The sequence below is a fragment of the Saccharopolyspora phatthalungensis genome (genome assembly GCF_014203395.1).
Lineage (GTDB): Bacteria > Actinomycetota > Actinomycetes > Mycobacteriales > Pseudonocardiaceae > Saccharopolyspora > Saccharopolyspora phatthalungensis.
Genome location: NZ_JACHIW010000001.1, coordinates 4383164 through 4408714 on the forward strand (window position 1 = coordinate 4383164; position 25551 = coordinate 4408714).

General features: G+C 67.8%; 26 protein-coding genes. 11 read left to right on the top strand and 15 right to left on the bottom strand.

The features are described from left to right. Positions 1-337: 337 nt before the first annotated feature. Positions 338-1315, top strand: coding sequence for a TerC family protein (locus BJ970_RS20125; protein ID WP_184729240.1), 978 nt, complete (start codon positions 338-340; stop codon positions 1313-1315). A gap of 158 nt (positions 1316-1473) precedes the next feature. Here the strand turns inward: BJ970_RS20125 and BJ970_RS20130 are convergent, their stop codons facing one another. From BJ970_RS20130 to BJ970_RS38935, 3 genes are all read right to left on the bottom strand, one after another. After that, positions 1474-2130 (bottom strand): RES family NAD+ phosphorylase, encoded by a 657-nt coding sequence (locus tag BJ970_RS20130; protein WP_184727672.1) that lies wholly within the window; start codon positions 2128-2130, stop codon positions 1474-1476. 40 nt (positions 2131-2170) lie between these two features. Continuing rightward, entirely contained in the window at positions 2171-2755 is a 585-nt protein-coding gene (locus tag BJ970_RS20135) for a DNA-binding protein (protein ID WP_184727673.1), read from the bottom strand. 518 nt (positions 2756-3273) lie between these two features. Beyond that, entirely contained in the window at positions 3274-3408 is a 135-nt protein-coding gene (locus BJ970_RS38935; protein ID WP_281399461.1) for a hypothetical protein, read from the bottom strand. 92 nt (positions 3409-3500) lie between these two features. Between BJ970_RS38935 and BJ970_RS20140 the strand changes: the two genes are divergently transcribed. After that, on the top strand, positions 3501-4256 hold the full coding sequence (locus BJ970_RS20140) for an SDR family oxidoreductase (RefSeq protein WP_184727674.1): 756 nt from the start codon (positions 3501-3503) through the stop codon (positions 4254-4256). A 67-nt stretch (positions 4257-4323) separates the two neighbouring features. Continuing rightward, the gene (locus BJ970_RS20145; RefSeq protein ID WP_184727675.1) at positions 4324-4941 is read left to right on the top strand and encodes a TetR/AcrR family transcriptional regulator; all 618 of its coding nucleotides are present in this window, start codon (positions 4324-4326) and stop codon (positions 4939-4941) included. Positions 4942-4996: 55 nt separating this feature from the next. Here BJ970_RS20145 and BJ970_RS20150 read toward each other — a convergent pair whose 3' ends face one another. The 7 genes from BJ970_RS20150 to BJ970_RS20180 all read right to left on the bottom strand — a co-directional run bounded on the left by BJ970_RS20150 (position 4997) and on the right by BJ970_RS20180 (position 11049). Further along, positions 4997-5449: a MaoC family dehydratase gene (locus BJ970_RS20150; RefSeq protein WP_184727676.1), complete on the bottom strand. Its 453-nt coding sequence runs from the start codon at positions 5447-5449 to the stop codon at positions 4997-4999. 29 nt (positions 5450-5478) lie between these two features. After that, complete coding sequence (locus BJ970_RS20155; RefSeq protein ID WP_184727677.1) at positions 5479-6597, bottom strand: acyl-CoA dehydrogenase family protein; 1119 nt, start codon at positions 6595-6597, stop codon at positions 5479-5481. Then, on the bottom strand, positions 6594-7796 hold the full coding sequence (locus BJ970_RS20160) for an acyl-CoA dehydrogenase family protein (RefSeq protein ID WP_184727678.1): 1203 nt from the start codon (positions 7794-7796) through the stop codon (positions 6594-6596). The genes BJ970_RS20155 and BJ970_RS20160 overlap by 4 nt, the downstream gene beginning before the upstream one ends. After that, on the bottom strand, positions 7796-8551 hold the full coding sequence (gene fabG / locus BJ970_RS20165) for a 3-oxoacyl-ACP reductase FabG (RefSeq protein ID WP_184727679.1): 756 nt from the start codon (positions 8549-8551) through the stop codon (positions 7796-7798). The genes BJ970_RS20160 and fabG overlap by 1 nt, the downstream gene beginning before the upstream one ends. A gap of 80 nt (positions 8552-8631) precedes the next feature. After that, on the bottom strand, positions 8632-9843 hold the full coding sequence (locus BJ970_RS20170; RefSeq protein ID WP_184727680.1) for an acyl-CoA dehydrogenase family protein: 1212 nt from the start codon (positions 9841-9843) through the stop codon (positions 8632-8634). A gap of 1 nt (position 9844) precedes the next feature. Next, entirely contained in the window at positions 9845-10885 is a 1041-nt protein-coding gene (locus BJ970_RS20175) for a phosphotransferase family protein (protein ID WP_184727681.1), read from the bottom strand. Further along, the gene (locus BJ970_RS20180) at positions 10882-11049 is read right to left on the bottom strand and encodes an HAD family hydrolase (protein ID WP_184727682.1); all 168 of its coding nucleotides are present in this window, start codon (positions 11047-11049) and stop codon (positions 10882-10884) included. The genes BJ970_RS20175 and BJ970_RS20180 overlap by 4 nt, the downstream gene beginning before the upstream one ends. Before the next feature lie 109 nt (positions 11050-11158). Between BJ970_RS20180 and BJ970_RS20185 the strand changes: the two genes are divergently transcribed. The 4 genes from BJ970_RS20185 to BJ970_RS20200 all read left to right on the top strand — a co-directional run bounded on the left by BJ970_RS20185 (position 11159) and on the right by BJ970_RS20200 (position 14497). Then, on the top strand, positions 11159-11692 hold the full coding sequence (locus BJ970_RS20185; protein WP_184727683.1) for a DinB family protein: 534 nt from the start codon (positions 11159-11161) through the stop codon (positions 11690-11692). 380 nt (positions 11693-12072) lie between these two features. After that, positions 12073-12708 (top strand): cyclase, encoded by a 636-nt coding sequence (locus tag BJ970_RS20190; RefSeq protein ID WP_246470925.1) that lies wholly within the window; start codon positions 12073-12075, stop codon positions 12706-12708. A gap of 235 nt (positions 12709-12943) precedes the next feature. Next, positions 12944-13801: a CDP-diacylglycerol diphosphatase gene (locus tag BJ970_RS20195; RefSeq protein ID WP_184727684.1), complete on the top strand. Its 858-nt coding sequence runs from the start codon at positions 12944-12946 to the stop codon at positions 13799-13801. Between the two features lie 81 nt (positions 13802-13882). Further along, positions 13883-14497, top strand: a complete 615-nt coding sequence (locus BJ970_RS20200; RefSeq protein WP_312864330.1) for a TetR/AcrR family transcriptional regulator — start codon at positions 13883-13885, stop codon at positions 14495-14497. Positions 14498-14861: 364 nt separating this feature from the next. Here BJ970_RS20200 and BJ970_RS20205 read toward each other — a convergent pair whose 3' ends face one another. From BJ970_RS20205 to BJ970_RS20215, 3 genes are all read right to left on the bottom strand, one after another. Further along, positions 14862-16412: a GMC family oxidoreductase gene (locus tag BJ970_RS20205; RefSeq protein ID WP_184727685.1), complete on the bottom strand. Its 1551-nt coding sequence runs from the start codon at positions 16410-16412 to the stop codon at positions 14862-14864. Between the two features lie 21 nt (positions 16413-16433). Further along, complete coding sequence (locus BJ970_RS20210) at positions 16434-17984, bottom strand: APC family permease (RefSeq protein ID WP_184727686.1); 1551 nt, start codon at positions 17982-17984, stop codon at positions 16434-16436. Between the two features lie 182 nt (positions 17985-18166). Continuing rightward, the gene (locus tag BJ970_RS20215; protein WP_184727687.1) at positions 18167-19660 is read right to left on the bottom strand and encodes an aldehyde dehydrogenase family protein; all 1494 of its coding nucleotides are present in this window, start codon (positions 19658-19660) and stop codon (positions 18167-18169) included. A gap of 441 nt (positions 19661-20101) precedes the next feature. On the opposite strand from BJ970_RS20215, the gene BJ970_RS20220 reads away from it, so the two are divergent. Together BJ970_RS20220 and BJ970_RS20225 are read left to right on the top strand one after the other, a co-directional pair. Beyond that, complete coding sequence (locus BJ970_RS20220) at positions 20102-20677, top strand: TetR/AcrR family transcriptional regulator (RefSeq protein WP_184727688.1); 576 nt, start codon at positions 20102-20104, stop codon at positions 20675-20677. A 268-nt stretch (positions 20678-20945) separates the two neighbouring features. Then, entirely contained in the window at positions 20946-21935 is a 990-nt protein-coding gene (locus tag BJ970_RS20225; protein WP_184727689.1) for a coiled-coil domain-containing protein, read from the top strand. Positions 21936-22096: 161 nt separating this feature from the next. On the opposite strand, the gene BJ970_RS20230 is transcribed toward BJ970_RS20225, so the two are convergent. Then, complete coding sequence (locus BJ970_RS20230) at positions 22097-22492, bottom strand: PPOX class F420-dependent oxidoreductase (RefSeq protein WP_184727690.1); 396 nt, start codon at positions 22490-22492, stop codon at positions 22097-22099. A 149-nt stretch (positions 22493-22641) separates the two neighbouring features. On the opposite strand from BJ970_RS20230, the gene BJ970_RS20235 reads away from it, so the two are divergent. Continuing rightward, positions 22642-24009 carry a S28 family serine protease gene (locus BJ970_RS20235; protein ID WP_184727691.1) on the top strand — a complete coding sequence of 456 codons (1368 nt, stop codon included), beginning with the start codon at positions 22642-22644 and terminating at the stop codon, positions 24007-24009. Between the two features lie 140 nt (positions 24010-24149). Here BJ970_RS20235 and BJ970_RS20240 read toward each other — a convergent pair whose 3' ends face one another. Then, positions 24150-25274: an acyltransferase family protein gene (locus BJ970_RS20240; protein WP_312864331.1), complete on the bottom strand. Its 1125-nt coding sequence runs from the start codon at positions 25272-25274 to the stop codon at positions 24150-24152. Between the two features lie 23 nt (positions 25275-25297). Here BJ970_RS20240 and BJ970_RS38000 point away from each other — a divergent pair, with 23 nt between their 5' ends. Continuing rightward, positions 25298-25525, top strand: coding sequence for a hypothetical protein (locus tag BJ970_RS38000; protein ID WP_184727693.1), 228 nt, complete (start codon positions 25298-25300; stop codon positions 25523-25525). The last annotated feature ends 26 nt before the right edge of the window (positions 25526-25551 follow it).

A 25551-nucleotide genomic window follows, 5' to 3' on the forward strand; every position in this document is an offset into this window, starting at 1 on the left:
ATCTCGGCCCGCCGTCGGTGTGAAGCGGTGGTCGTTCGCATTGCCGCCCCCCAGCGGCGGGCCGTACGGTTTGCCGCGTGATGTTCGTTGCTTGTCTCCACCCCGCCTGGTGTTTGGAGCCACGCATAAGTGACAATCTTGGCAAGTGGTGGAGGGGAGTATTCCTTCGCGACGGTGTCGTCATCACGGAACTTGCCTGGACAAGCCCGGTGCCGTCGACCGGCCAGAGGCCGGTGGAAGAGACCTCCGGTCCCCGGCGCATGCCCTGAACCGGAGGTAATGGATGGGTGCCGACGTGACGTTGCTCGCCCAGCAGGCGCAGGCTGCGGTCGATCGACTGGACGTTCCGTGGTGGGTCTGGGTGGCCACGCTCGGTGGCCTGGCCTTACTGCTCTTGCTCGACCTCGTGATCGTGGATCGCAAGCCGCACGAGGTGACCACCGCCGAAGCCGCCAAATGGGTCGTCTTCTATGTGGCTTGCGCGATCCTGTTCGGGGTCGGCGTGTGGTTGTTCGGAGACTCGCACTTCGCGATCGAATATTTCACCGGTTACATCACCGAATACTCGCTGAGCGTGGATAATCTGTTCATCTTCATGGTGATCATGTCCAGCTTCGCCGTTCCGTCGATCCACCAGCATCGGGTGCTGCTGATCGGCATCCTGCTCGCACTGGTGATGCGCGGCATCTTCATCGCGGTCGGCGCCGCGTTGATCGCCAAATTCGTCTGGATCTTCTTCATCTTCGGCGCGTTCCTGCTGTGGACCGCGATCAGCATGGTGCGCAAGAAGGACGAGGACGAGGAGTACCACGAGAACGCCGTGGTCCGCTGGGTCCGCAAGGTGTTCCCGGTGACCGAGGACTACCACGGCTCCAAGTCGAGCGTGAAGATCGACGGCAAGCGCTATCTGACCCCGATGTTCGTGGTGATCGTCGCGATCGGCAGCGCCGACCTGCTATTCGCGGTCGATTCGATCCCGGCGATCTTCGGCATCACCCAGGACCCGTTCCTGGTCTTCACCGCCAACGCATTCGCCCTGATGGGGCTGCGGCAGCTGTACTTCCTGCTCGGCGGGCTGGTGGACAAGCTGGTCTACCTGTCGGTGGGGCTGGCGGTGATCCTCGGGTTCATCGGCATCAAGCTGATCTTGCACGCGTTCCACGAGTACCACCTGGTGCCGGAGTGGCTGGAGATCAACAACTGGTTGTCGTTGTCGGTCATCGTCCTGGTCCTGGCCATCACCACCTGGGCCAGCCTGGTGAAGTCAAAGAAGGACGCCGAGGCGCAGGAACAGGAACCGGCCGAGAACGCTTGATCCACGTGCCCGGGTTCTCGGCAGGAACCCACGGCATTGCCGGTTGCTGCCGACCGGTTCCCGGCACCTGCCGATGCGGCAAGACAGCAGACTGGGCATACACAAGTCGGGGATCCCGGAGCCCAGGCGGCGTCCGAGGTTCCGCTACCGGCAAACCACTAGTCCAGCAGGGTGTAACTCAACTCCTTGCACACCCGTCCCAGCGGTACGTCCAGCCCCGGATGGCTCAACGGCAACAGCACGTCGGGCGAGTCCGGCAGCGCTGTCGCCGCAGGCGGGTCCCACAAGCACAGCGATGGGTTGCCCGCGTCCATCGACGAGCGGTACCAGAGCCCGTCGAGCTCCGGATAGGCCGCGCGGATTCCGCGCGCCCACGCCTGGGTGCGCAGCTTGGGCCCGCTGCTGATCGCCTGCGAGGCGCCGGCGCGGGTGGGCCACAGGCCGGTCAGGTCCAGTAGTCGTAGCGTCCGACGTGGACGAAACAGCACCAGGTGCGGGCTGCGCGTCCGGCGATCCACTGTGGAGGTCGCCTGGTAGACCTCGGCGATGCAGGTCTGCACCGAGATCGAGAAGTACAGCACGCCGTGCTCTCGGGTGACGGTTGGACCGCCTTGGGTGTTGGGCAGGTGCGGGTCGAACCTGGCGTGCGGCAGCGGGCCGGCATAGCGGAAGCTGTCCCACTGCTGGGGATGGTTGCCCCCGGAGGTGAACACGCGCACCAGGCGAGTGCCGGCGGGCACCGCGATCACGTCTTCGGTGCGCCGGAGCATCGCCTGCAGCGCAGCGGGCGCGGGCGGCTGTGGTAGCCGTGCCATGGAGGTCCTGGGTTTGGGTCTCGAAGGTTGGGGAAGGGGCTCAGGCCGGGGTGCCGATCGTGGCGGCGAGCTCGGCGACCCGCTGCGGGTCGCCGCCGGCCAGCAGCCACTCGCGCGGGCTCGCGGGCCGGTCCCCGAGTTCGAGGTCCTCCTGCGGCGTCGTCATGAAGTTGGCCAATACGAGCGCCGGTTGGTCGACGGGCATCAACGACAGCACGATGTCCAGGCCGGGCAGCACGTCGGTGTCGCTGAACTGCCACGCAGGCAGTCGCCACCCGCCGCGGTCCTTCCAGCCGATCAACCGTCGTTCGCTGATCCGGTGGCGGATCCGGCTGCTGTCGACTCCCACCCGCTCCGCGGCCTGGCTGACCGACAGCGCGGTGTCGCGCAGCACGGCCTGTTCGGCGACGGTCCGCGCGCGGGCGTCGACTTCGGAGTCGTCCAGCGGGGTCAGGTCCAGGCCGGCTTCGGCGAGCGCGACTCGTTCCGCATCAGTGAAGTGCGCAGCCGGGTCCACCTGGGGCGCGGTGAGCTTCTTCGCTGCATCCTCGACCAGATTGAGGAATTCGTTGGCAGTGACCTTTAAACCGGCCCGTGCCAACACGGTCTCCAGCGCGGCTGACATGACTCCAGGGTAGCGCCTGAAAGCCGAAATGTGTGCGCGAACGTGCGCCGAGTGCGAAATATCACTTGTAGTAGCATGTGGATTGCGCACTGTGACGGAGATCCGGTTCCGATCGGGGTGTTCTTCGCCGTAATCGTGGGGCGAAACGCCCGCCGGAGGCGGAGTTGATTACGGCAAGGTGTCCAAATGGGCCCGACCGGATTGGGGATTGCGTTGGCACTGCTGGCGTCCCCTTTGATTCGCCAAGTCGCCCGTCGTTGAGTTTCGGGGTCCGGCCGGTGTAGGGCTGCGGTCGGTGGCCCCGCTTGCGCGGCTCGGTGCGGTTGGTGCCGGGGGGTCGGCATTGGCGCTCTCGGCACTCGGGGCTACCGCCGATGGGCTTGGCGCAGCGAGGCGGTCAATATTTAACCTATTTTAGTTTTAGTTAGTTAAAAGTTTTCCAAGCTTCGGCGGCATTCGCTTCGCTTCCGGGCGACGTTTCGCTGTTCGCTGCCGGATGGGGCGACATGGGTGTACGGCTAGACAGCCGCGCCAGGGGCCGCGTTGTCGAAGACCAGTGCGATGACGTATGCACCGGCCGGCGTGCGGCCGAGGGTTGACGTGACCGCGCGCGCACCGTTGACTGGACGTACCGACTGGTCGGTCTCGGACATGTTTGGCGCCGAGGTGGCCGACTTGAACGGCGGTGCGAGTCGGTGAAAGCGGCTGCCGCCGCATGGTGAAAAGCGGGAGAGGAAGGAAATCGATGAGCAAGCGTTTCGACGGCCGGGTGGCGATCGTGACCGGGTCGAGCCGAGGCATCGGCCTGGCCATCGCGGAACGCCTGGTCTCCGAAGGCGCGAAGGTCACCCTGACGGCGCGCAAGCCCGAGTCGCTGGCCGAGGCGGTGCAGGGCCTCGGCGGCGCCGAGAACGCGCTCGGCATCGCCGGGAAGGCCGACGACGAGGAGCACCAGGCCGAGACGATCGCCAAGACCGTGGAGACCTTCGGCCGGCTGGACATGCTGGTCAACAACGCCGGCATCAACCCGGCCCACGGCCCGCTGATCGACCTGGATCTGGGAATCGCGCGCAAGACCTTCGAGGTCAATGTGCTCGCGACGGTGGCGTGGACCCAGCAGGCCTACCGGGCGTGGCTGAAGGAGCATGGCGGTTCGGTGCTCAACGTGTCCTCCGTGGCCGGTCTGCGGCCCGCGCCGGGCATCGGTTTCTACGGCGCCACCAAGGCGATGTTGGCGCACATCACCAAGGAGCTCGCGTTGGAGCTCGGTCCGGACGTCCGGGTCAATGGCATTGCTCCGGCCGTGGTCAAGACGAAGTTCGCCACCGCGCTGTACGCGGACAAGGAGGACGAGATCGCCGCGGGCTACCCCTTGAAGCGGTTGGGAATTCCCGCCGACATCAGCGGTGCGGCGGCGTTCCTGCTCTCCGCGGAGGCATCCTGGATCACCGGGCAAATCCTGGTGCTCGACGGCGGTGTGACCCTGAGGGGCGGGGTGTAGGTGCGGCTTGCCGCAGGCATGACCGACGGGTCGATACGCTGAGCGGGGATCGACAGGGGAGGCAGACATGACGCGGTCGGCGGACGATCGCACTACCGCCGGGGTGGCAGCGGGTGCCGAACCGGTTCCGCAGCGGTTGCTGGCCGTGGCCACGCGCTTGTTCGCCGAGCATGGCTTCGAGATGACCTCGGTGCAGCAGATCGTGGACGCCGCCGGGGTCACCAAGGGCGCGATGTACCACTACTTCGGCTCCAAGGATGACCTGCTCTACGAGATCTACGCACGGGTGCTGCGGGACCAGCACGCGCGGATGGAGAGCGCGGCGGAAAGCGGCGCCCCGGTGTGGGAGCGGCTGCACGCGGTGGCGGCGGACGTGGTCGCCACGACGGCCGCCAACCTGGACGACACGGTGATCTTCTTCCGCTCGATGCACCTGCTGCACCCGGATAAGCAGGCCGAGGTGCGCGCGGAGCGGCGGCGCTACCACGAGCGGGTGTGCGCGCTGATCGAGGAAGGTCAGCTCGCCGGGGTCTTCCGCGCGGACAAGTCGGCGGATCTGGTCGTGGACTTCTTCTTCGGCGCGGTGCATCACCTCGGCAGCTGGTTCCGCAAGGACGGCAAGCTCAGCGGCGACGAGGTCGGCGAACAGTTCGCCGACCTGCTGCTCGCCTCGCTCCGGCCCTAGCGAGTCGATTTCAGACCGGTGCGTCGATTTCCCTTGAAATCGCCGGGGAAAGTGGTCAGAAGATGATGCGGGTGAGGCCCTCTGCCACGCAGGCGGGTTTGCTGCCGCCGTCGATCTCGATGGTGGACTTGATCGTCAGCTGCAGGCCGCCGTCCACTTCGGTCACGTCCGCGAGTTCGGTGCTGGAGCGGATCCGGGAGCCGACCAGGACCGGGCTGGGGAAGCGGACCCTGTTCAGGCCATAGTTGATCGCCATCTTGGCGCCCTCGAACCGGTAGGTCTGGGAGTTCAGCTTCGATAGCAGGCTCAGGGTGAGGAATCCGTGCGCGATAGGGCCGCCGAACGGGCCCTGTTCGGCGCGCTCGACGTCGATGTGGATCCACTGGCGGTCCAGGGTGGCCTCGGCGAACTGGTTCACCTGTTCCTGCGTGATCGTAAGCCATTCACTGGTGCCGAGCTTCTCGCCCTTGGCCGCGATGATCTCTTCCCTGCTGGTGAATAAGCGCAACGTAAACCTCCTTGGGGGACAACGAAAAGCTACGGCATCGGCAGGTCGGCGAGTTCGCCGATGCGCTGCCGGTGGTGGTCGGCGATGCCGAAGGCGAGCTGGGAGCTCTTGGCCCGCCCCAGGTACAGGTGCGCCGGGTGTTCCCAGGTCATCCCGATGCCGCCGTGCAGTTGGAGGTGCTCCTCGGCGGCCAGCACGACCAGGTCGGAGCAGTATGCCTGGGCGATGGCCACCGCGAGTTCGGTCTCGTCGTCGCCGCGCGCCAGGGTGTCGGCGGCATTGCGGGCGACGGCCCGCGCCGAGCTCACTCCGGCCCACAGGTCGGCCAGCCGGTGCTTGATCGCCTGGAACGAGCCGATCTGGCGGCCGAACTGGTAGCGCGTCTTGGCGTACTCCACGGTGACGTCCAGGCACTTCTGGGCCAGCCCCACCTGCTCGGCGGCCAGCAGACCGGCCGTGGTGACCAGCGCCTGCCGCAGGATCCGTTCGGCGTCGGCACCGGAGGCGATCCGCTCGCCGACCGCACGGTCCAAAGTGATCGTGCCAAACCGCCGGGTGAGGTCCAGCGGCGTCGTCGCGCTCCGCGACACTCCGGACACCGAAGCGTCCACCAGGTACAGCGCCGCGCCGTCGGCGTCAACCGCGGGCACCACGACGTAGTCGGCGACCTCCAGGTCCACTACCGCCGACACCGAACCGCTCAGCGCGGTCCCCTCGGCCTTCACCGATTGCGGGAACGCACTGTAGGGCACGGTGGTCAACCCGACGGCGACGGTGCCCAGCCGCGAGCCGTCGATGAACTGCGGCAGGAGTTCCCGGACTCGCGGTTCGTCGGCGCAGGCCACCAAGGTGGCCGTGGTCAGCAGGTTGCTCAGGAACGGCACTGGCGCCACGGATCGGCCGATCTCCTCGGCCACGACCGAGAGTTCCCGGGTGCTGGCACCCGCGCCGCCGAGCTCTTCGGACACCAGCAGCGAGGCGAGCCCGAGCTCCCCGGCGAGGGTCCGCCACAACGCCAGGTCGTAGGGCTCGTCGGTTTCGCAGCGGGCCAGCACGGCGGTCCAGTCGCACCGGTCCCGCAGCAGCCGGCGCACGTTCGCGCGCAGGTCCTCTTCCACTTCGCTGTAGAGCAGATCCGGCGCGCTCATCGCGGTAGCTCCTTCCACGGCCGGTCCTTGTCGGTGCGGCTCTCCGGCGGCAGCCCCAGGACCCGCTCGGCGATGATGTTGCGCAGGATCTCGGTGGTGCCGCCCTCGATCGAGTTGCCCTTCGCCCGCAGGTACCGGAAACCCGGACCGCGCTTGGCGAAGTCGGTGAACTCCGGCTGGTGGAACGTCCAGTCGTCGTAGGCCAGCCCCGGCTCGCCGAGGAATTCCAGCTCGAAACCGGTGATTGCCTGGTTGAGCTCGGCGAACGCGATCTTGACCGCCGAACCCTCCGGGCCCGGGTCACCCGCCGCGAGCTGCTGGCGCAGTCGCAGGCTGGTCAGCCGGGTCGCCTCGGCGTCCACCCACAGCCGCAGCAGCCGGTTGTGCAGGCCGTGCGTGCGTTTCTCCGGGTGCTCGCGCCATGCTTCGGCGGCGATGCCGATCAGCCCGCCCTCCCGCGCGGGCGCCCGCCCGCCGATCGCGACCCGTTCGTTCATCAGCGTGCCCAGCGCGACCTGCCAGCCCTGGCCGATCTCACCGAGGCGTTGCGAGTCCGGGATTCGCACCCCGGTCAGGAACACCTCGTTGAACTCCGCCTCACCGGTGATCTGCCGCAGCGGGCGGACTTCCACGCCCGGCGCGGTCATGTCGCAGATGAAGTAGGTCAGGCCCTGGTGCTTGGGCTGGTCCGGGTCGGAGCGGGCGACCAGGATCGCCCAGCGGGCCCGGTGCGCCAGCGACGTCCAGACCTTCTGCCCGTCCACCACCCACTCTGCCTCGCTCCCCACGCCCGCCTCGTCGCGCACCGCCCGGGTGGCCAGGCTCGCGAGGTCCGAGCCCGCGCCCGGTTCGCTGAACAGCTGGCACCAGATCTCCTCTCCGGTCCAAAGTGGACGAAGATAGCGGCGGCGCTGTTCGTCGTTGCCGAAGCGCAGGATCGTCGGCGCGGCCATGCCCAGCCCGATGGAGTTCAGGTGCGGTCGGTTGTCCGGGGCGCCCGCCTCGGCGAACGCCGCGTCCACCAGCGGCTGCAACTCCCGCGCGGCGCCCAGTCCACCGAGACCGGCGGGGAAGTGCACCCACGCCAGCCCGGCGTCGAAGCGCGCCCGCAGGAAATCCAGTCGGTCCATGCCCCGCGGATCGTTCGCGGCGAGGAAACCCCGCACGATGCCACGAAGTTCGTCGGCGTCCACGGTCATCACGCCTTCGGCCCGCCGGCCACGTAGATGACCTGGCCGGAGACGAAGCCGGAGCGCTCGTCGACGAAAAACGACACCGTGTTGGCGATGTCCTCCGGCTGGCCGACGCGGGCGACCGGGATGCTGTCGGCCGCGGCCTTGGTGAAGTCGCCGAAGTCCATGCCGATCCGCTCGGCGGTCGCCCTGGTCATGTCGGTGGCGATGAAGCCGGGCGCGATGGCATTGGCGGTGATGCCGAACTTGCCGAGCTCGATGGCCAGCGTCTTGGTCAGGCCCTGCAGCCCGGCCTTGGCGGTGGAGTAGTTCGCCTGGCCGCGGTTGCCCAGCGCGGAGGTGCTGGAGAGGTTGACGATGCGGCCCCACATGGCCTCGACCATGTACCTCTGCACCGCGCGGCTCATCAGGAACGAGCCCCGCAGGTGCACGTTCATCACGGTGTCCCAGTCGTCCTCGGACATCTTGTACAGCATGTTGTCCCGGATGACGCCGGCGTTGTTGATCAGCACCGTGGGGCCGCCGAGCTCCGCGGCGACGCGGTTCACGGCGGCCTGCACCTGCTCGGCGTCGCTGACGTCGCAGCCGACGGCCAGTGCCTTGCCTTCGCTGGACTCGATGGCCGACACCGTCTCGGCGCACCGCTTCTCGTCGAGGTCGATGGCCGCCACGGCGAAGCCGTCCTCGGCCAAGCGCTTGGCAGTGGCGGCGCCGATGCCGCGAGCGGCACCGGTGACGATCGCGACTCGAGTGTCTGCCATTGGGTCTCCTTGCGAAGGTTTCGTTGTGGTGGGGGGCCGGGTAACTCCGCTTCTGACCGGAATTACCACGTACCGAGTGTTCAGCGGTACTTCTTCAGCTCGTGTCGTGCCAGGGAACGGCGGTGCACCTCGTCGGGGCCGTCGACGATGTGCAGCGTGCGGGCGTGCGCGTAGAGGTTGGCCAGCGGGAATTCCTGGCTGACGCCGGCGCCGCCGTGCGCCTGGATGGCGCGGTCGATCACCCAGGTGGTCATCGCCGGCACCCCGACCTTGATCGCCTGGATCTCGGTGTGCGCGCCCTGGTTGCCGACGGCGTCCATCAGCCATGCGGTCTTGAGCACCAGCAGCCGGGCCTGCTCGATCTTCACCCGGGACTCGGCGATCCAGTGCGCCACCACGCCCTGGTCGGCCAGCGGCTGGCCGAAGGCTACCCGCTCGGTGGCGCGGCGGCACATCAGTTCCAGCGCACGCTCGGCCATGCCGATGGCCCGCATGCAGTGGTGGATGCGGCCGGGCCCGAGCCGGGCCTGGGCGATCGCGAAGCCCTCTCCCTCGCCGGCGATGATGTTCTCCACCGGCACCCGGACGTTGTCGAACACGATCTCCGCGTGCCCACCGTGTTCGGCGTCGGTGTAGCCGAAGACGTTCATGCTGCGCTCGATCCGCACGCCCGGCATGTCCGTGGGCACCAGGATCTGGCTCTGCTGGCGGTGCCGCTCGGCGTTCGGGTCGGTCTTGCCCATCACGATCAGGATCTTGCAGCGCGGGCTCATCGCGCCGGAGGAGAACCACTTGCGGCCGTTGATCACGTAGTGGTCGCCGTCGCGCTCGATCCGGGTGCCGATGTTGGTGGCGTCGGAGGAGGCGACATCGGGTTCGGTCATGCAGAACGCGGAGCGGATCTCGCCGTCCAGCAGCGGTTGCAGCCACTGCTTCTTCTGCTGCTCGGTGCCGAAGAGGCTCAGCACCTCCATGTTGCCGGTGTCCGGCGCGGCGCAGTTGGTGGCTTCCGGCGCCAGCCGGCTGGCCCGACCCATGATCTCGGCCAGCGGCGCGTACTGCAGGTTGGTCAGCCCGGCGCCGTGCTCACCCGGCAGGAACAGGTTCCACAGGCCGCGCCTGCGGGCCTCGGACTTGAGTTCCGCCATGATCGGCGGGTGCGCCGACCACGGGTCCTCGGCTTCGGCCAGCTGTTGGGCGAACACCGGCTCGGCAGGGTAGACGTGCGAGTCCATGAAGGCCAGCAGCCGCTCGCGCAGCTCCTCCGTGCGTTCGTCGTAGCCGAAATCCATCTCATACCTCCTTGAGGGTGGCGAGACCCTGCGCGACCAGCGGAGCCACCAGCGCGCCGACGCGGTCGAAACCCTCGCCCACGGTCTGGTCGTGGATGAAGCGGTAGTGGATTCCTTCCAGGATCACGGAGATCTTGAAAAACCCGAACGCCACGTACCAGTCCATATCGGACAGATCGGTGCCGCTGCGCTCGGCGTAGCGGCCGAGCAGCTGCCGCGCGGTCGGGAAGCCGTAATCCGGGCCCACGCCCTTGGCGATGGGGTTGTGCTCCACGCCGCTGAAGCCCTCCCAGTACACCGCGAGCAGTCCGAGGTCGGTGAGCGGATCGCCGACGGTGGCCATCTCCCAGTCGAGGACCGCACTGATGCGCTGGTCGTCGCCGACGATCACGTTGTCCAACCGGTAGTCGCCGTGCACGATTCCCGCCCGGGGCGTGCCGGGGATGGACTTGGCCAACCGGGCGGCGAGTTGGTCGATGCCGTCGATCTCGCGGCTGTGCGAGGCGGCCAGCTGCTTGCTCCAGCGGCGCAACTGCCGTTCCAGGAAGCCTTCCGGGCGGCCGAATTCGCCCAATCCGACGGAATCGGGGGCGATCGCGTGCAGGTCGGCGAGCACGTCCATCAGTTGCCAGGACAGGTCCACGCGCTGCTGCGGGTGGAGACGTTCGGTCTGTTGCGGCGCACGGTAGACCGTGCCCGGCACGTACTCCATGACGTAGAACGGTGCGCCGAGCACGCTGTCGTCCTGGCACAACAGGTGGGTTTTGGGCACCGCCACCCGCGTTCCGGCCAGTGCGGACATCACCCGGAACTCGCGGCTCATGTCGTGGGCGGTGGCCAGCACGTGGCCCAGCGGCGGGCGACGGAGCACCCACCTGTCGTTGCCGTCTCCGATGAGGTAGGTCAGATTGGACCGTCCACCTTGGACCAACTCGCCGGTCAGTGGCCCGCTGACCAGACCGGGCCGCTCGGCGTCGAGGTGGGCGCGCAGCCGGTCGAGGTCGAGGCCGGGCAGCTCGCCGGGCGGCGGTTGGGCGGTCATCGCTCCTCCTTGCCGCGCGGCCGGTCCGGGGCCGCGACAAGTTCGGCGAGCCGGGCATGGTCCGCGGCCAGATCCTGGATCGCGGCGCGGCCGGGCATGGTCAACACCCCGCCGTAGCCGAACAGCACCGCCCGGATCGTCGGGGATGCTTCGCTGGAACCCATGACCAGGACCGTACCGACTAGACGGTATGTTGCGCTAGTCCCCGACGCTCGGCCAGCCCGGCGTAAAGAACTCAGGACGAACGCGTCCGCGCTGCCCTAGGCTGGCGTGATGGATTGGCGGGCGGAAGTACTCGATCAACTTGACTTCTACTGGAGCATGTGGCGCCCCGGCCTCGTCGGTCTGACCAACGAGGAGTACTTCTGGGAACCCGTCGCCGACTGCTGGTCGGTGCGGCCGGTCGACGACGGCGGGGCCATGGACTTCAGGTTCCCGGAGCCGGTGCCGCCGCCGTTCACCACGATCGCCTGGCGCCTCAGCCACATCGCCGGGCACGTTTTCGCGATGCGCGCCAGCAACCACTTCGGCGACGGCTCCTACCGCATGGACAACCACGACTACCCGGGCAACGCGGCGGCCGCGTTGGACTACCTCGACGAGCAAAAATATCTGTGGCGCAACGGAATCGCGTCTCTCGACGCGGACGGCTGGGCGCGGCCCGTGGGGCCCGCCGAAGGTCCGTTCGCCGATCGGAGCTACCTCGCGCTGGCGCTGCACCTCAACCGCGAACTGTTCCACCACGGCGCCGAAGTCAGCCTGCTGCGCGACCTCTACCGGGCCTCCGGCGGACGCGGCTTCGCCTGATGGGGACGAAAGGGGTCCCTGATCCGCCCTGCGAGGTCCAGCGGTTCGGCGCGCAACGCTGTTCGGAAGCCGGGTGGAATTCGGTCGAATGAGCACAGTGGACTGTGCGGACTTGCTCCTGGCGAGCGCGCAAATCCCACTAACGACTGGTTGCCCATCACGCCCAGTCGCGCGCCCGGGTAGCTTCGCGTCGTCTTAAAGCCCTTTTGTCGTCGGATATTTCATCTGATCAGTGGTTGCGTTCGGGATGCTCATCGACGGGGCGTGGCCCCTGCCGACGGGTGGCAGCGCCGGGAATGCCGATCCCGTTGCCGTCGAGTTCACTCGTCGGCAAGTAGGGCCCGCACCTCCTCGTTCCCGGATCATTAAAGGTGAGGCCGATGAAACCCGTTCTTGGTGGCAGATGCGCCGCGACCGCCGTGGCCTTTCTCGCGGCCACGGCGTTCACGCTGGCCCCGCAAGCCCCGGCCGCCGCGTTCGACATTAACTTCGCGTGCTCCGGCTCTTCCCCGTTGGGCGAGCAGCAGTTCGGCCTGCGGCAGGGCGCCGACGTCACGGCACCGGCGACCGTAGCTCCCGGCGGCGCGCTCGATGTCGTTTTCGACCCCGGCCCGAACAAGGTGCCCGCCGAGGTCAACGGCCACACCGTGAAGCGGATCGAGGGCGTGGATCTGAAGATCCAGATCCCGCCGAATTCCCGCTTCGTGTCCGCAGACCTCGGCGGCGGGTCCGGTCTCGGGCCTAATCCGCCGGCCATGAGAGTGGCCGGCGACATCGCCACACTGCACCTGGACGGCCCGATCGCGGGCGGCTCGCAGTTCGAACTGCCCACCGTGACCATGCACCTGACGGCCGGTCAGTCCGGCGCGATCGAAACCAGGCTGCACGGCACCGGCTACGGCGATCCCGGCTTGGCCTTCACCGCGGTGGCGGCGTCGATCATCGGCGAGGTTACCGTGCCGTCGCGTTGCTTCCCTAAACCCAATCCGGTCCTGACGACTACGAAGATCGGCTGAGTAGGGAATCGTTTTCCCGCCGGCTCGCTGGAAAACGCACCTGTGCGGTCTTCTGTGGACGGCTGGTGAAACACGCACGGTATTTCAGCTGAACGAGGGATACATGGGGCTGTGGCGGCCTTTCCTCGTGACGCCCACACTCGGGCTTGTACGTGTTCTGGGCCCAGTGAGCTGATCCGCGGTTGATACGAGACGGCGGTTTCGCTGACCGCACTGTCTGTTTCGGGGTGGACTCATGACCGAGAACGCGAATGCGGACGGGTTATCTTGGCGCAATTTCATCAAACTCTCCGGTGCCTTCGGCTCCGCCGCCATCCTGATCAGTAGCTGCGCCGTTGCGGCCGGGCAGGGCACGCCCGCCGCTCAGGACCTGTGCGGCAAAGACGGCGATACGTCACCGGAACTCTGGAGAACGGCGAAGGACTGCAGGGAGTTGCACAACGCGGGGAAGCCGACGCCCGAGAGCAGGGTGACCACGGACACCTATGTCGTGCTCAACGGCAAGAAGAGCGCGAACCTCAAGCACAACTTCCTGCTGGTGCCCACTCGCCGGATCAAGGGCATCGAGTGCGATGTGGTGTGGACTACGGGACAGCTGTACTGGCAGGACGCCTGGTCCGAAGCCCAGCCGGGTAAAGCAGCTCCGGTGACTTACCCCGCCGGCGTGATCGGGTTGGGCGTGAACCCGCCGCACGACGCGAACGGTCATCCGATCCGGACCCAGGATCAGCTACACATTCATATGGCCGGGTTTCGGAATGCGGCGTTGGGGCAGCTGGACCACGCCAACGTCACGAGTGATCTCACAAAGTGGGCGAACTCGATCGTCGCGCTCGACGGCTTCGACCGCCACGGCGCCAAGGTCACCCGCAACTACCGGGCGCTCCACGTCGCGAACTTGAACCAGAACCTTTTCGCGCTCTTGCGCAACAACGTCTCCGACGCCGCCAAGGACATGTCGATCCAAACGATCATCGTGGCGAGCCGGAAGGCGGGCGGGTTCTACGTCCTCAACAGCTCTTCCAACATGACCGGCGGCCAGCCGGGAGTGGGCGGCACGAGCACCTGCGACGACCTGCTCGATTACGACTAGGCCCGCGCAGCGGGCGCTTGTCCGGAGTGAGTACTCACTTCTTCGTTGACGGAGTGAGTACTCACTCCGTATTTTGGGGGCATGGCAGAAACGAAGAGCCGGCGCCGGGCGCCGGGAATGAGTCCGGAGGAACGGCGGGGGATGATCGTCGCGGCGGCCGTGCCGCTCGTCGCCGAGTACGGGGCGGCAGTGACGACGAGCCGCATCGCGCGGGCTGCCGGAATCGGTGAGGCGACGATCTTCCGCGTTTTCGCCGACAAGGACGAACTGCTGAGGGCATGCGTGGCCGAAGCCGTCCGGCCCGATCACGTGGTGCGGGAAATCGCCTCGGTCTCGCTCGACGAGCCGTTGGAGCAGCGGCTCGTCGATGCCGCCGACGCGTTGGCCGCGCACTTGGAGCGAATGGGCGCGGTGATCGGATCGTTGCATGCCTCCGGGCAGTTGCGGGGGCAGCGCGACGCGGACCGACAGCGGCCGAAAGCCGACGACCGAGCCGAGTCCATGCGGCAGATCCGCGATGCGATGGCGGAGCTATTCGAGCCGGAACGGGAATCCCTTCGGCTCCAGCCGCCGAAGCTGGCGGCGACGTTCCTGGGTTTGCTGTTCATGCGGGCTCGCATGGGGGAGCCAGAATCCCTGGAAACCGCCGAGATCGTCGCGCTGTTCCTGCACGGCGCATTCGCGGAGGGCAAATGACCGTCACCCTGAACCACACCATCGTCCCGGCACGGGACAACGACGCGGCGGCTGGACCATCCGCTGTCTCCTCGGGGTTTGTTCTTCGCCGATGACACCGGGAACCTCTACGAGGTCATGTCCCCGGCGTGAGCCGGGAAGCCAAGGCCCCTCCGGGACGGGGGACCGGAGGGGCCTTCGTGCAGCCGGACACCGAGCCGCTGTCGGGGAACGACATCGAAGTCCGATTTCCAGGTGCAGGGCACCTTTTGCCGTGCAGCCGGTCAACGGTACCGGTCGCCTGTTTCCGTTGTGCAGGAGGATGACCGGTGCGGCGACCACGACCGGGCAACGCGGTCTACGGCGACCCGCATCCGTGCCCTGATCAGCGGTTGTCCTCCTTGAGCATGTCGGAGCACTTCTCGCCGATGGCCATCGTGGTGATGTTGGGGTTCACCGCGACCAGGAACGGCATCGCCGATCCGTCCGCGACCCGCAGGCCCTGCACGCCCTTGACCCGCAGACGTGTGTCCAGGGGCTTGGTCGCGTCGTCGTCGGCGCCCATCGGCACCGACGCGGCCGGGTGGTAGACGGTGTTGTGGGTGCGTTTGATGTAGTCGGCGATCTCGTCGTCGGTGCGCACGTCCGGGCCGGGGTAAAGCTCGGCGCCTGCCCAGTTCCGCATCGCCGGCTGCGCCACGATCCTGCGGGCCAGCTTGATGCCCTCGGTCATCACCCGCAGGTCGTGCGGATCGGTGAAGTACCGCGGGTCGACCTTCGGCTTGTCCCGGAAGTCCCGGCTGCGCAGCCGGACCGTGCCGGTGGACCGGGCGCGGGTGACGTTCGGGGTCAGACAGAAGCAGTTCTCGGCGGTCGGGTAGCCCTGTCGCACGGTGTGCATGTCGAAGGGCACCGAGCCGTAGTGGAACATCAGATCCGGCCGGTTCAGGCCCGGCTCGGTGGTGGTGAAGATGCCGATCTCCCACCACTGCGTGGAGTCGGTGACCATCGGCTGCTTGGCCTCCCAGCCGATCACGCCCTCCGGGTGGTCCTGCAGGCTGGAGCCGACGCCGGGGGAGTCGACCAGCACGTCGATGCCGAACTCCCGCAGGTGCTCGGCCGGTCCGATACCGGACAGCATCAGCAGCTTCGGGGTGTCGATGGCACCGGTGGACAGGACCACCTCGCGGCGAGCGGTCACCGTGCGGGTGTGGATCAGGTCCGGATCCAGGTACTGGACGCCGGTGGCCCGGGTGCCGTCGAAGATGACCTTTTTGGCCCAGGCCTGGGTGCGGATCTCCAGGTTCGGCCGGCTGTCGATGACCGGGTGCAGGTAGGACACCGACGACGAGGCCCGGGTGCCGTCCTCCCGCGCGTTGATCTGGAACCAGTTCGCCCCGTGCACCACGGTCTTGCCGGAGTTGAACTCCGTGGTCGGAATGCCCTCCTGCGCGCAGGCCCGCAGCAGCGAAACACCGCACGGGTCCTGCGGCGGGACGCTGCGGATGGTCACCGGACCGCTGCGGCCGTGGTGCTCGCCCGCCCCATCGTTGGTCTCCAACCGCTGGTACAGCGGGAAGATGTCCTTGGCGCCCCAGCCGGTGGCCCCCATCGCCTCCCACTCGTCGAGGTCCTCGGCCGGCGCCCAGAACGCGATGCACGAGTTGTGCGAGGAACATCCGCCGAGCACGCGGGCCCGCGCGTGCCGCATGAACGAATTGCCGTTCTCCTGCGGCTCGATCAGGTAGTCCCAGTCGTAGCCGGACTCCAGCAGCGCCATCCAGCGCTTGAGCTCCAGGATCGCCTTGTCGCCGACGTCGGACGGCCCGGCTTCCAGGAGGCACACGGTCACGTCCGGGTCCTCCGACAGCCGCGCCGCGACCGCCGCGCCTGCGCTGCCGCCGCCCACCACGACGTAGTCGAACTGATCTGACATGGATCGAATCTCCGTTTCTGCTCAGAAAACCGGGCTCTTGACGGCATCGCCAGGCGCGGCCTGGGCGGCGTGGTCGGCGAGCACGCCGACCTTGTGGCGCTGGACGAACCAGTAGTACGCGAACCCGCCCGCCGCCGCGACTCCGACGAACAGGACCGAGCTGTATTGCAGGTACCAGTGGAAGGGCGGCTCGGCGTTGTAGACGTCGCGGCGCGGCCAGGCAAGGTTGAGCGTCATGCCCGTGCCCCACAGCACCGCCAGGATGTTGATCGGCAAACCGAACCTGCCGAGGCTGAATCGGCCGTTCCGCTTGGCCTCGTCCTTCGGCACCGACCACTTGCCACGCAGCCGCGCGACCAGCATCGGCACGGTGACCAGCAGGTACGAGATGTAGATCAGGATGATCGCCAGGCTGGTGACGGCGGTGAAGATCTGCGGCTGCCCGATGTTGACCAGCAGCAGCGCCACCGCGAGCACGCCGATGACCACGGCCGGCAGGATCGGGGTCCCGAAGCGCGGGCTGACCCGCGCCAGCAGCGACCCGGCGGGCAGGGCGTTGTCCCGGGCCATCGCGAAGGCGATCCGGATGGCCGCGGTGTGCACCGCCAGCACGCAGACCGTGATCGCCACGAAGATCGCCAGCAGGAACAACCGCCCGACCAGCGGCCCCAGTGCGTCGTTGAGCACGAACTGTAGGCCGCTCTCGGCCAGCTGCGGCGCGGTGAAATCTCGGGTGGCCATCAGGCCGAGCAGAATGATCAGGCCGCCGAGAACGAAGGAGGCGACCAGCGCCCGCAGAATCGCTTTGGGAGCATTGCGATGCGGGTTGATGGATTCTTCGCCGAGCGAGGCGGCGGTGTCGAAGCCGTACATCACGTACGACGAGGCGATCCCGGCGACCAGGAACGCGCTCAGGTAGTTGCCGCCGAAGGCGGACTCGGTGCCCTTGGTGTCCAGCACGATCGTCGGCGGGTTCACCACGGCCAGCGCCAGGGCGACGATCAGCAGCACCGCCGCGAGAAGCTCGATGAACACCCCGGCGCTGTAGATCCGGGCCATCAGCTTCACGCCGAAGGCGTTGACCAGCGTGGTGAACAGGATCAGCACCAGTGCCAGCATGATGCCGTTGACGGCCTGGTCGGCGCCGGTGCCGCCGTCTCCGATGAGCTGGAAGCCGGACCAGATCTGCGGCAGCGTGTTCTGGTAGGCCAGCGCGGTGGCCGAGATCGACACGATCGAGGCCAGCAGCATCATCCAGCCGGCCAGCCAGCCCACATGCCGGCCGCCCAACTTCTTCGCCCAGTTGTAGATGGAACCGGCGATCGGATACCGCGATGCCAGCTCGGCGAAACTCAACGCCACGAACAACTGCCCGACGAACACGATCGGCCAGGACCACCAGTAGGCGGGGCCCCCGAAGGACAGGCCGAAGTAGGACAGTTGGAAGGTGCCGGTGAGCACCGAGATGTAACTGATTCCGGCGGCGAAGGTGTGGAACCCGCCGAGACTTCGCTTCAGTTTGTTGGTGTAGCCGAACTCGTTGAGCTCGGCGTCGTAATTGGGCGCGCTCATGCCCCGAACTCCTTTCCCGATCACCTCCGCTGGATGCGGAAGGGGACGAATCGGGTGGTCGCTTTGCGTCGCGCGAAGAACACCGCCGGCTCGGGCGGTTTCGAGCAAAGCACCGCTCGACCGGCCGCGCCGTTCCCGCGGCGGTGGGTGGGGCACCGCCGCGGTCGGGAGCGAATTCCTCCTTATTTTCCGGAGAACCAGTTCTGCGGGGCGGGCCGCAGATTCTGGTAGACGTGCTTTGCCTCCTGGTACTCGCCGAGTCCGGCCCGGCCGAGTTCGCGTCCGATTCCGGACTGCTTGAAGCCGCCCCATTCCGCCTGCGGCAGATAGGGGTGGAAGTCGTTGATCCAGACGGTGCCGTGCCGCAGCCGGTTGGCGACCCGCTGGGCCTTGCCCGGGTCGCCGGTGAACACCGCACCGGCCAGGCCGTAGTGCGTGTCGTTGGCGATGCGCACCGCGTCGTCCTCGTCGGTGAAGCGCTCCACGGTCAGCACCGGGCCGAAGGATTCCTCGGTGACCGCGTAGCTGCCCTGGTTGACCTCGTCGAGCACCGTCGGCAGGTAGTAGTGGCCCGCGGCGTAGCGCTCGCCCTCGGGGCGGCGGCCACCGGTGCGCAGCACGGCGCCCCCGGCTACCGACTTGGCCACGTAGTCGTCCACCTTCTCCAGGTGCGCGGCCGAGATCAGCGGCCCGGTCTCGGCGTCTTCGTCGAACGGCCCGCCGATGCGGATCAGTTCCGCGCGGCGGACGATCTCGTCTACCAGCGCGTCGTGCAGCTCATCCTGCACGATCAGCCGCGCCCCGGCCGAGCAGACCTGCCCGGAGTGCAGGAACACCGCCATCAGCGCGTAGTCCACCGCGGTTTCGAAATCGGCGTCGGCGAACACGACGTTCGGGTTCTTGCCGCCCAGTTCCAGGGCGACCTTCTTCACCGTCGCGGCTGCGGCGGCCGAGATCTTGCGCCCGGTGTGCAGGCCGCCGGTGAACGACACCAGGTCGACATCCGGGTGCTCGGCCAGCACCGAGCCGACCTCGGCGCCGGTGCCCAGCACCAGGTTGCCAACCCCGGCGGGCAGCCCGGCCTCGCTCAGCGCGCGCATCAGCAGGATCGCGGTGCTGGGGGTGAGCTCGCTGGGCTTGAGCACGAACGTGTCGCCCGCCGCGATCGCCGGGGCGACCTTCCAGGCCACCTGCAACAGCGGGTAATTCCAGGGCGTGATCATGGCGCACACGCCGACGGGCTCATACTGCACGCGGCTGATCGCGTCCGGCGAGCCGGTGGCGACGATGCGGCCCGCATCGGTGCCGGCGATCTTGCCGAAGTAGCGCAAGCACGCGGCGATGTCGTCCATGTCGTATTCGCTCTCGACCAGCCGCTTGCCGGTGTCCAGCGATTCGGCGCGGGCGAACTCCGCCTTGTCGCGCACCAGGATGTCGCCGACCCGCAGCAGCAGGTCGCCGCGTTCCCACGGCGAGGTGGCCGCCCAGGCGCCGTCGTCGAAGGCGCGGCGCGCGGCGGCGATGGCGCGCTCGGCGTCGCCCGGACCGGCCTCGTCGACGGTGACCACCAGCTCGCCGTTGGCGGGGCAGTGGATCTCGCGGGTGCGACCGTCAGCGGCTGGTACCCACTCGCCGTCGATGAACAGCGTGGGTGCCGGATTCTCAGCTTGCGACATGGCTCGTTTCCCCGTGATCTCGATGGTGCGTGTTGCGTCCGAACTGCCCAGATGCGCAGTTCTGCCGCCGGTGCGCCACATTTCCGCGATCCGATTCGGGCCGTCGCCGAATGCGCACCCATCGTCTGCGCCGTCGGTCACCTCCGGCGGCGCGCAATTCGCCGCATGGGGATCACCGACCCGCGATCTGCGGAAGTCACCTCCTGGCGGTCCATTCGGTGGCGGTTGACGTTCACGTCCCCGGCGCGGTGCTGCCGAGGACCTTAACACCGGTCCTGTACATCTGTACATCATCGGGGGATGAGGGCGCGGTCAATCGGCGGAGCAAACGCGATGAACACCGACAAACGCGGACGCGGTGACCCGGGCCGCACCACCGCGGGTACGCGACGTGGCAGGCTGGATGGAGTAGTGGAGTCCACGGGAGGAACGCCGAAGCGCATGTCGACCACCCAGCCCGCGCCCACCGCGCGCCGCAAGGATCCGGCCCGCCGCGAGCGCATCGCCCGCGCCGCGATCACGGTCGTCGCCGAGCGCGGGGTCGAGAAGCTCACGCACCGTGCCGTGGCCGCCGCGGCCGGTGTTCCGCTGGGGTCGACGACCTACTACTTCGCCACGCTCGACGATCTGCTGGCCAGCGCGTTGCGGCAGGCCGCCGCCGACGATGTCGAGCACCTGCGCGAGTGGGCCGACAGCCTGGAACGCAACGATGATCTGGCCGCCGCGTTGACCGACCTGGTGCTGCACTACCTCGGCCCGGCCCGCCCGCAGACCATCGTCGAGCACCAGCTCTACATCGCCGCGCTGCACAAGCCCGCGTTGCGCCACGTCAGCCAGGAATGGGACACCGCGCTGGCCCAGTTGTTCGCCTCCTACACCGATCCGGCCATCGGGCGGGCGTTGTCGGTGCTGTTCTGCGGCCTGCTGCTGCAGGGCATCGTCCGGGAGTCGGTGCCGAGCCGAGACGAAATCGAGACGATATTCGGCCGGGTGCTCGGCTCGCACGCGAAAACCTGATTCCAGCAGGCGATTCCGCCCGGTGTCCGGAGGGTCAACACCGGATGACCGTTGCATTGCAACGAAATCCGGGCAGTTGATCTCGTTCGCGGTGACGGTGGACAATGGGCGCAGTGACCCGTGGTGCCACGCATCCGAGAGTGCTCGCAGCTGACCGGTTCAGCCCAGCGGAGCACATCGCAGGGCGCTTTTGAGGTGTACAAAGGACTTGCCGCGTCGGGGCGTGGCTCGCTCCCAGCAATGTTGATCAACGGACCGGGGTGAGACCGTGAGGCACAACGAAGATCGCGAACTGGTGCCGCTGAAGTCGGATTTCGACACGGTGTGGTATGGGTACCGTCGGTCGCAGGTGAAGTTCTACATCCAGCAGACCGAGAACGAGATCCGGCTCCTCACCGAGGACCGGGACTCGGCGCTCAGCCAGGTCGACGAACTGGCGGCGCAGCTCAACCGGGCGCGTGCCGAGGTCGAGGCGCTGAAACAACAGCTCGACGATCAAGCGCGCAAGCCGATCGAAGCCGCCGGCTTGTCCGACCGGCTACGCCGGCTGGTCCGGCTCGCGCAGGACGAGGCGAATGAGGTCCTCGTCGCCGCGCAGGCCGCCGCCGAGCACGAGTGGGCGCGGTCCGAGCAGGCCGCGGCCGAACTCCGGGACCGGTACGAGAAGCTGGTGGCCGAGGCCGACGAGTGGCGCCGCCAGTCCGAGCGGCAGCGCAACGAAATGTTGGCGCGCACTCGGGAGGAAGTCCAGGCGATGGCGCGCGAGGCCGAGCAGAGCCGCCGCCGGCTGGACGTCGAGGCCGAGGAGCGGCGCACCCAGGTCGAGCACGACTTCGAGGTGTCGATGGCGGCGCGCCGGGAAGAGGCGATGCGCATCCAGACCGAGCGGGAGCGCAAGAGCCGCGAAGAGGCGCAGCGCCGGGTCCGGGAAGCCACCGCGGAAGCGGAGCGGCGGATCCGGGATGCCGACGAATACTCGGAGACGATGCTGCGGATGCGGCAGGACGTCGCGGCGCGGGTGCGGGCCGCGCAGCAGGTGCTGGCCACGGCGGAGCCGTTCCTGGCGGCCACCGAGGCCGGTGTGCCGAGCGAGGGCTCGGACGCTTACGTCGGTGCGGCTGTCCACACTGGACAAGTGCCGTCCGGCCAGGTCAGCTTGCCCAAACAGCGTGTCGAGGAACCGGTCCCGGAGGGTGCGGCGGAGACCGCCGAGCCGGATAGAGCGGCGCGCGGTCAGACCGAGCCGAGCCGAGCCTGATCCGGGGCAGCGGCGATTTCGCGCGGAATCGCCGCTGGCTCCGCGCCAGGTTCGCCGCCTTCGCGCGCGAAATCGCCAACCCTGCGGCCTTCGCCGGGCCGTGTCGGCGCTGCCTAGTGGGTGGTTGGTCCGGTTCGCCGGATCAACCACCCGCGGGCCGATCAGCGGCCCCAGCTGTGCCAGCTGTCCACTTCGATCCAGGCGCTGACCCGCGGCTGGTCGCGAACTGGGTACGGCTGCCCGCGGTAGTGCTGGGACAACCGGTCGATGTCGGTCAGGTCCGGGTCGTCCTCCAGGGTGACGACCCGGCCGCGCAGGCTGACGTGCCGGTACCAGTCCGCGCCGTCCAGCACCGTCAGCGAAACCCGCGGATCGGCGCGCATGTGCTTCAGCCTGACGCGGCTGCCGTCCATGTTGACCAGCACTTTCCCGCTGTCCCACAGATACCAGGTAGCGACCGTGACCGGGCCGCCCGCGGCGTTGAGCGTGGCGATCACCGCGGGGTTCGGGCGGGACAGCAGCTCCAGCACGTCCGGCGGCATGTCTTCTTTCGGCATCGTTTCGTCCTTCCGGGAGGCGGTTCCGGCTACCTGCGGCGAGGATTCCAGCTGACACAGTAGGTAACGGCGAGAACACGCCGAAACCTTCCCGCCGCGCCGGGGCGGAACTACCCCAGCGTGATCTTTCAGGCAGAGCAGGAGGCGGAATGAACTGGCGCGGTCTGGTCACGATTGCGGTGACCTGCGGCATGCTGCTCGTTGGCGCGCCAGGCGGCGCGGCCCCACCGGCCGACATCCGCGACCGGCTGGAAGCGGCTCCGGGCCTCACCGTCATCGGCGAACGTCCCACCGAACCAGGATTTCGGCTCTTCGACCTGACTTTCACGCAGCCCAGCGACCACCACCACCCGGAAGCCGGTAATTTCCAGCAGCGCCTGACCCTGCTGCACCGGGACATCGAGCGGCCGACAGTGCTTTACACGACCGGTTACGAACTGCCGGGCAAGGTCACCCGCACCGAGCCGACACAGCTGGTCGACGGTAACCAGGTCAACCTGGAGCACCGGTTCTTCACCCCGTCCCGGCCCGTGCCCGCGGACTGGAGCGATCTGGACATGTGGCAGGCGGCCACCGACCAGCACCGGGTGATCTCCGCGCTGCGCGGCATTTACCGGCAGGAATGGCTCACGACCGGGGCTAGCAAGGGTGGCATGACGGCGGTCTACCACCGCCGCTTCTACCCCGGCGACGTGGCCGGCACGGTCGCTTACGTGGCTCCCAACGACGTCGACAACGACCGGGACCGCTACGACGAGTTCTTGGCCGGCGTCGGCACCGACCCGGCCTGCCGCGATGCGCTGAGCGCGGTGCAGCGGGAGGCGCTGACCAGGCGCGGCGAGATGCTGGCGAAGTTCCAGGCCCACGCCGAAGCGAACAGGCTGACCTTCGGCCGGATCATCGGCGACATCGATCGGGGTCTGGAGATGGTCGTGCTCGACGCGCCGTTCGCGTTCTGGCAGTACCGGGGCCAGCAGGACTGCGCCAAGATCCCGGCGACCACCGCGAGCACCGACGAGATCTACGCGTTTTTCGACGAGACCGTGAAGTTCTCCTTCTATACCGACCAGGGCATCGAGCCGTACATGCCGTACTACTACCAGGCAGGCACCCAGCTCGGCTGGCCGGACGTCTCCGAAAGGCCGCTGGCCGGCCTGCTGCACCACCGCGGGCTGAGCGAACCCCGCAACCTGGTGCCCCGCGACATTCCGATGCAGTTCAAGCCCGGCGCGATTCGCCAGGTCGACGCGTGGGTCCGGCACGAGGGCGCGAAACTGATGTTCGTCAACGGCGAGCGCGACCCGTGGAGCGCCGAACCCTTCGAACTCGGCCCCGGTTCCACCGACTCGTACAGCTACCTGGTCCCCGGCGGCAACCACGGTGCCAAGATCGCGGGCCTGCCCGACCGGCAGCGAACCGAAGCCGAAGCGGCGGTCCGCCGCTGGGCCGACGTCGCACCCCCGAGCCGACTGCGCACCTCGCTCGACGCCGACCCCCTGACCCACCGCCCAATCTAGCTAGAGAGTGTTTCAAACGTGGTTTGGGGAGCGGTGCGGGTAGCGGCCCCCTGCGGGAGTTACCGTCGCCGCCTGGCGGTCCTAGCGGATCTCCCAGGTGAGGGACGCCCTTGGCCGTGGGACTTGGTCGAGGGCGTCCCTCACGCAGGACTCGATCGGGCGCGGCGGCGGGCGGCGAGGCTGTCGTAGGTGCGCATCAGGAACTTGTGCACGGGGCGCTCGACGACGTGGGTCAGAGCCCAGCCGAGGGCCGTGCCGGTGATCAGCATCGCGGCGGTCTGGAGGGTCGGGTCGACGCCGATCTCGTCGAGTTCTCGCATGACGATGTATCCGATCGTCTGGTGCACCAGGAACACGCCGTAGGAAATCCCGGCGAACCAGCGGATTCGCCCCGCCAGCCAGGCCGGGACAACCCGGTTCCAGTCCGGCCCGGCCGCCGTCAGCGCGACAACGACCATGCCGACGCACACCGCGACCGTCGAGCCCCAGTCGGCGATCAGGCCCTCCGGCGTTTCGGTGTAGTTGTGCAGTGCTTGGCCGAGCATGCAGGCGGCCAGCATCGCCGCGAAATGCAGCAGGCCGATGCGCCGGGTCGACCACAACCAGATCGCCACCCCGACGACGAACAGATGCCAGCGGTGCATGCCGATGCCGTCGACGACCGTGCGGTAGGGCTCCGACAGATCGGCCACCCGCAGCGGCCACTGCGCGAGAGGCACCAGCACGGCCGCCCACAGCACCACGATCATCCGCCGACCGTGCCCCCAGCTGGTGCGGTACAGCAGCGCGGCCGCGGTGAAGCCCATCAGCTGTAGCGGAACCGTCCAGTGCGAACCGTCGATGAACCAGTACTCCGCCGGTTTCCAGTTCCAGAGCATCAGCAGGTTCCACCACAGGTCGTTGACGCTCGGGTAGAACCAGCCCGGGACCGCCGCCCAGCGCATCACCAGGTAGATCACCAGCACGGCGCCGAGGAACGGTGGGAGCAGCCGGGCGATGCGCCCCCACCAGTACCGCAGCAGGGAGCCGCGGCCGATGGTCATGCAGGCGAAATACGCCGAGATCACCAGCAGCAGGCTGGCGCCGACCTGGTAGGGGAAGACGATGCCGCGCGGCGCCAGGTCGTGGTGCAGGTAGGTGCTGAGGAAAGTCGAGTGGTACAGCATCACGAGCAGGACGCAGCAGGTGCGTACCAGGTCCCAGCTGATTTTCCGGTTGCTCCGGCCCGAGGCTTGGGTGGCACGCGCTGCGATCGTCTCGGGCACATTCGCCACCGTACCAGGGCGATATGTCCGTTTATTTCGTGATTGTGACCGGCCTGAACAGGGAATATGCCCCGTTCGGCTACGTCGTCGGCTCGTTGTTGAGTCGATCACTGTTTGGTGCCAAGAGGACCGGATCGGTCGACGCCTGGCCGGTGATTTCAAGGGACATCGGCCTGCCGGTTTCCCTTGAAATCGCCCACGGTGGCGGCAGGACGGCGGTCATACCTGACTATTCCCCCAACTGTGGGTAACTGAACGGGCGATATCCGTTATTATC

Excerpts from the sequence above, each read along its gene's own strand:
- BJ970_RS20200 (WP_312864330.1), top strand. The coding sequence starts at position 13,883 with ATGGCAGAAACGAAGAGCCGGCGCCGGGCGCCGGGAATGAGTCCGGAG.
- BJ970_RS20155 (WP_184727677.1), bottom strand. The coding sequence starts at position 6,597 with ATGAGCGCGCCGGATCTGCTCTACAGCGAAGTGGAAGAGGACCTGCGC.
- BJ970_RS20180 (WP_184727682.1), bottom strand. The coding sequence starts at position 11,049 with ATGGGTTCCAGCGAAGCATCCCCGACGATCCGGGCGGTGCTGTTCGGC.
- BJ970_RS20220 (WP_184727688.1), top strand. The coding sequence starts at position 20,102 with ATGTCGACCACCCAGCCCGCGCCCACCGCGCGCCGCAAGGATCCGGCC.
- BJ970_RS20145 (WP_184727675.1), top strand. The coding sequence starts at position 4,324 with ATGACGCGGTCGGCGGACGATCGCACTACCGCCGGGGTGGCAGCGGGT.
- fabG (WP_184727679.1), bottom strand. The coding sequence starts at position 8,551 with ATGGCAGACACTCGAGTCGCGATCGTCACCGGTGCCGCTCGCGGCATC.
- BJ970_RS20215 (WP_184727687.1), bottom strand. The coding sequence starts at position 19,660 with ATGTCGCAAGCTGAGAATCCGGCACCCACGCTGTTCATCGACGGCGAG.
- BJ970_RS38000 (WP_184727693.1), top strand. The coding sequence starts at position 25,298 with ATGTCCGTTTATTTCGTGATTGTGACCGGCCTGAACAGGGAATATGCC.
- BJ970_RS20185 (WP_184727683.1), top strand. The coding sequence starts at position 11,159 with ATGGATTGGCGGGCGGAAGTACTCGATCAACTTGACTTCTACTGGAGC.
- BJ970_RS20235 (WP_184727691.1), top strand. The coding sequence starts at position 22,642 with ATGAACTGGCGCGGTCTGGTCACGATTGCGGTGACCTGCGGCATGCTG.
- BJ970_RS20205 (WP_184727685.1), bottom strand. The coding sequence starts at position 16,412 with ATGTCAGATCAGTTCGACTACGTCGTGGTGGGCGGCGGCAGCGCAGGC.
- BJ970_RS38935 (WP_281399461.1), bottom strand. The coding sequence starts at position 3,408 with ATGTCCGAGACCGACCAGTCGGTACGTCCAGTCAACGGTGCGCGCGCG.
- BJ970_RS20230 (WP_184727690.1), bottom strand. The coding sequence starts at position 22,492 with ATGCCGAAAGAAGACATGCCGCCGGACGTGCTGGAGCTGCTGTCCCGC.
- BJ970_RS20195 (WP_184727684.1), top strand. The coding sequence starts at position 12,944 with ATGACCGAGAACGCGAATGCGGACGGGTTATCTTGGCGCAATTTCATC.
- BJ970_RS20175 (WP_184727681.1), bottom strand. The coding sequence starts at position 10,885 with ATGACCGCCCAACCGCCGCCCGGCGAGCTGCCCGGCCTCGACCTCGAC.
- BJ970_RS20170 (WP_184727680.1), bottom strand. The coding sequence starts at position 9,843 with ATGGATTTCGGCTACGACGAACGCACGGAGGAGCTGCGCGAGCGGCTG.
- BJ970_RS20135 (WP_184727673.1), bottom strand. The coding sequence starts at position 2,755 with ATGTCAGCCGCGCTGGAGACCGTGTTGGCACGGGCCGGTTTAAAGGTC.
- BJ970_RS20130 (WP_184727672.1), bottom strand. The coding sequence starts at position 2,130 with ATGGCACGGCTACCACAGCCGCCCGCGCCCGCTGCGCTGCAGGCGATG.
- BJ970_RS20160 (WP_184727678.1), bottom strand. The coding sequence starts at position 7,796 with ATGACCGTGGACGCCGACGAACTTCGTGGCATCGTGCGGGGTTTCCTC.
- BJ970_RS20190 (WP_246470925.1), top strand. The coding sequence starts at position 12,073 with ATGAAACCCGTTCTTGGTGGCAGATGCGCCGCGACCGCCGTGGCCTTT.
- BJ970_RS20210 (WP_184727686.1), bottom strand. The coding sequence starts at position 17,984 with ATGAGCGCGCCCAATTACGACGCCGAGCTCAACGAGTTCGGCTACACC.
- BJ970_RS20140 (WP_184727674.1), top strand. The coding sequence starts at position 3,501 with ATGAGCAAGCGTTTCGACGGCCGGGTGGCGATCGTGACCGGGTCGAGC.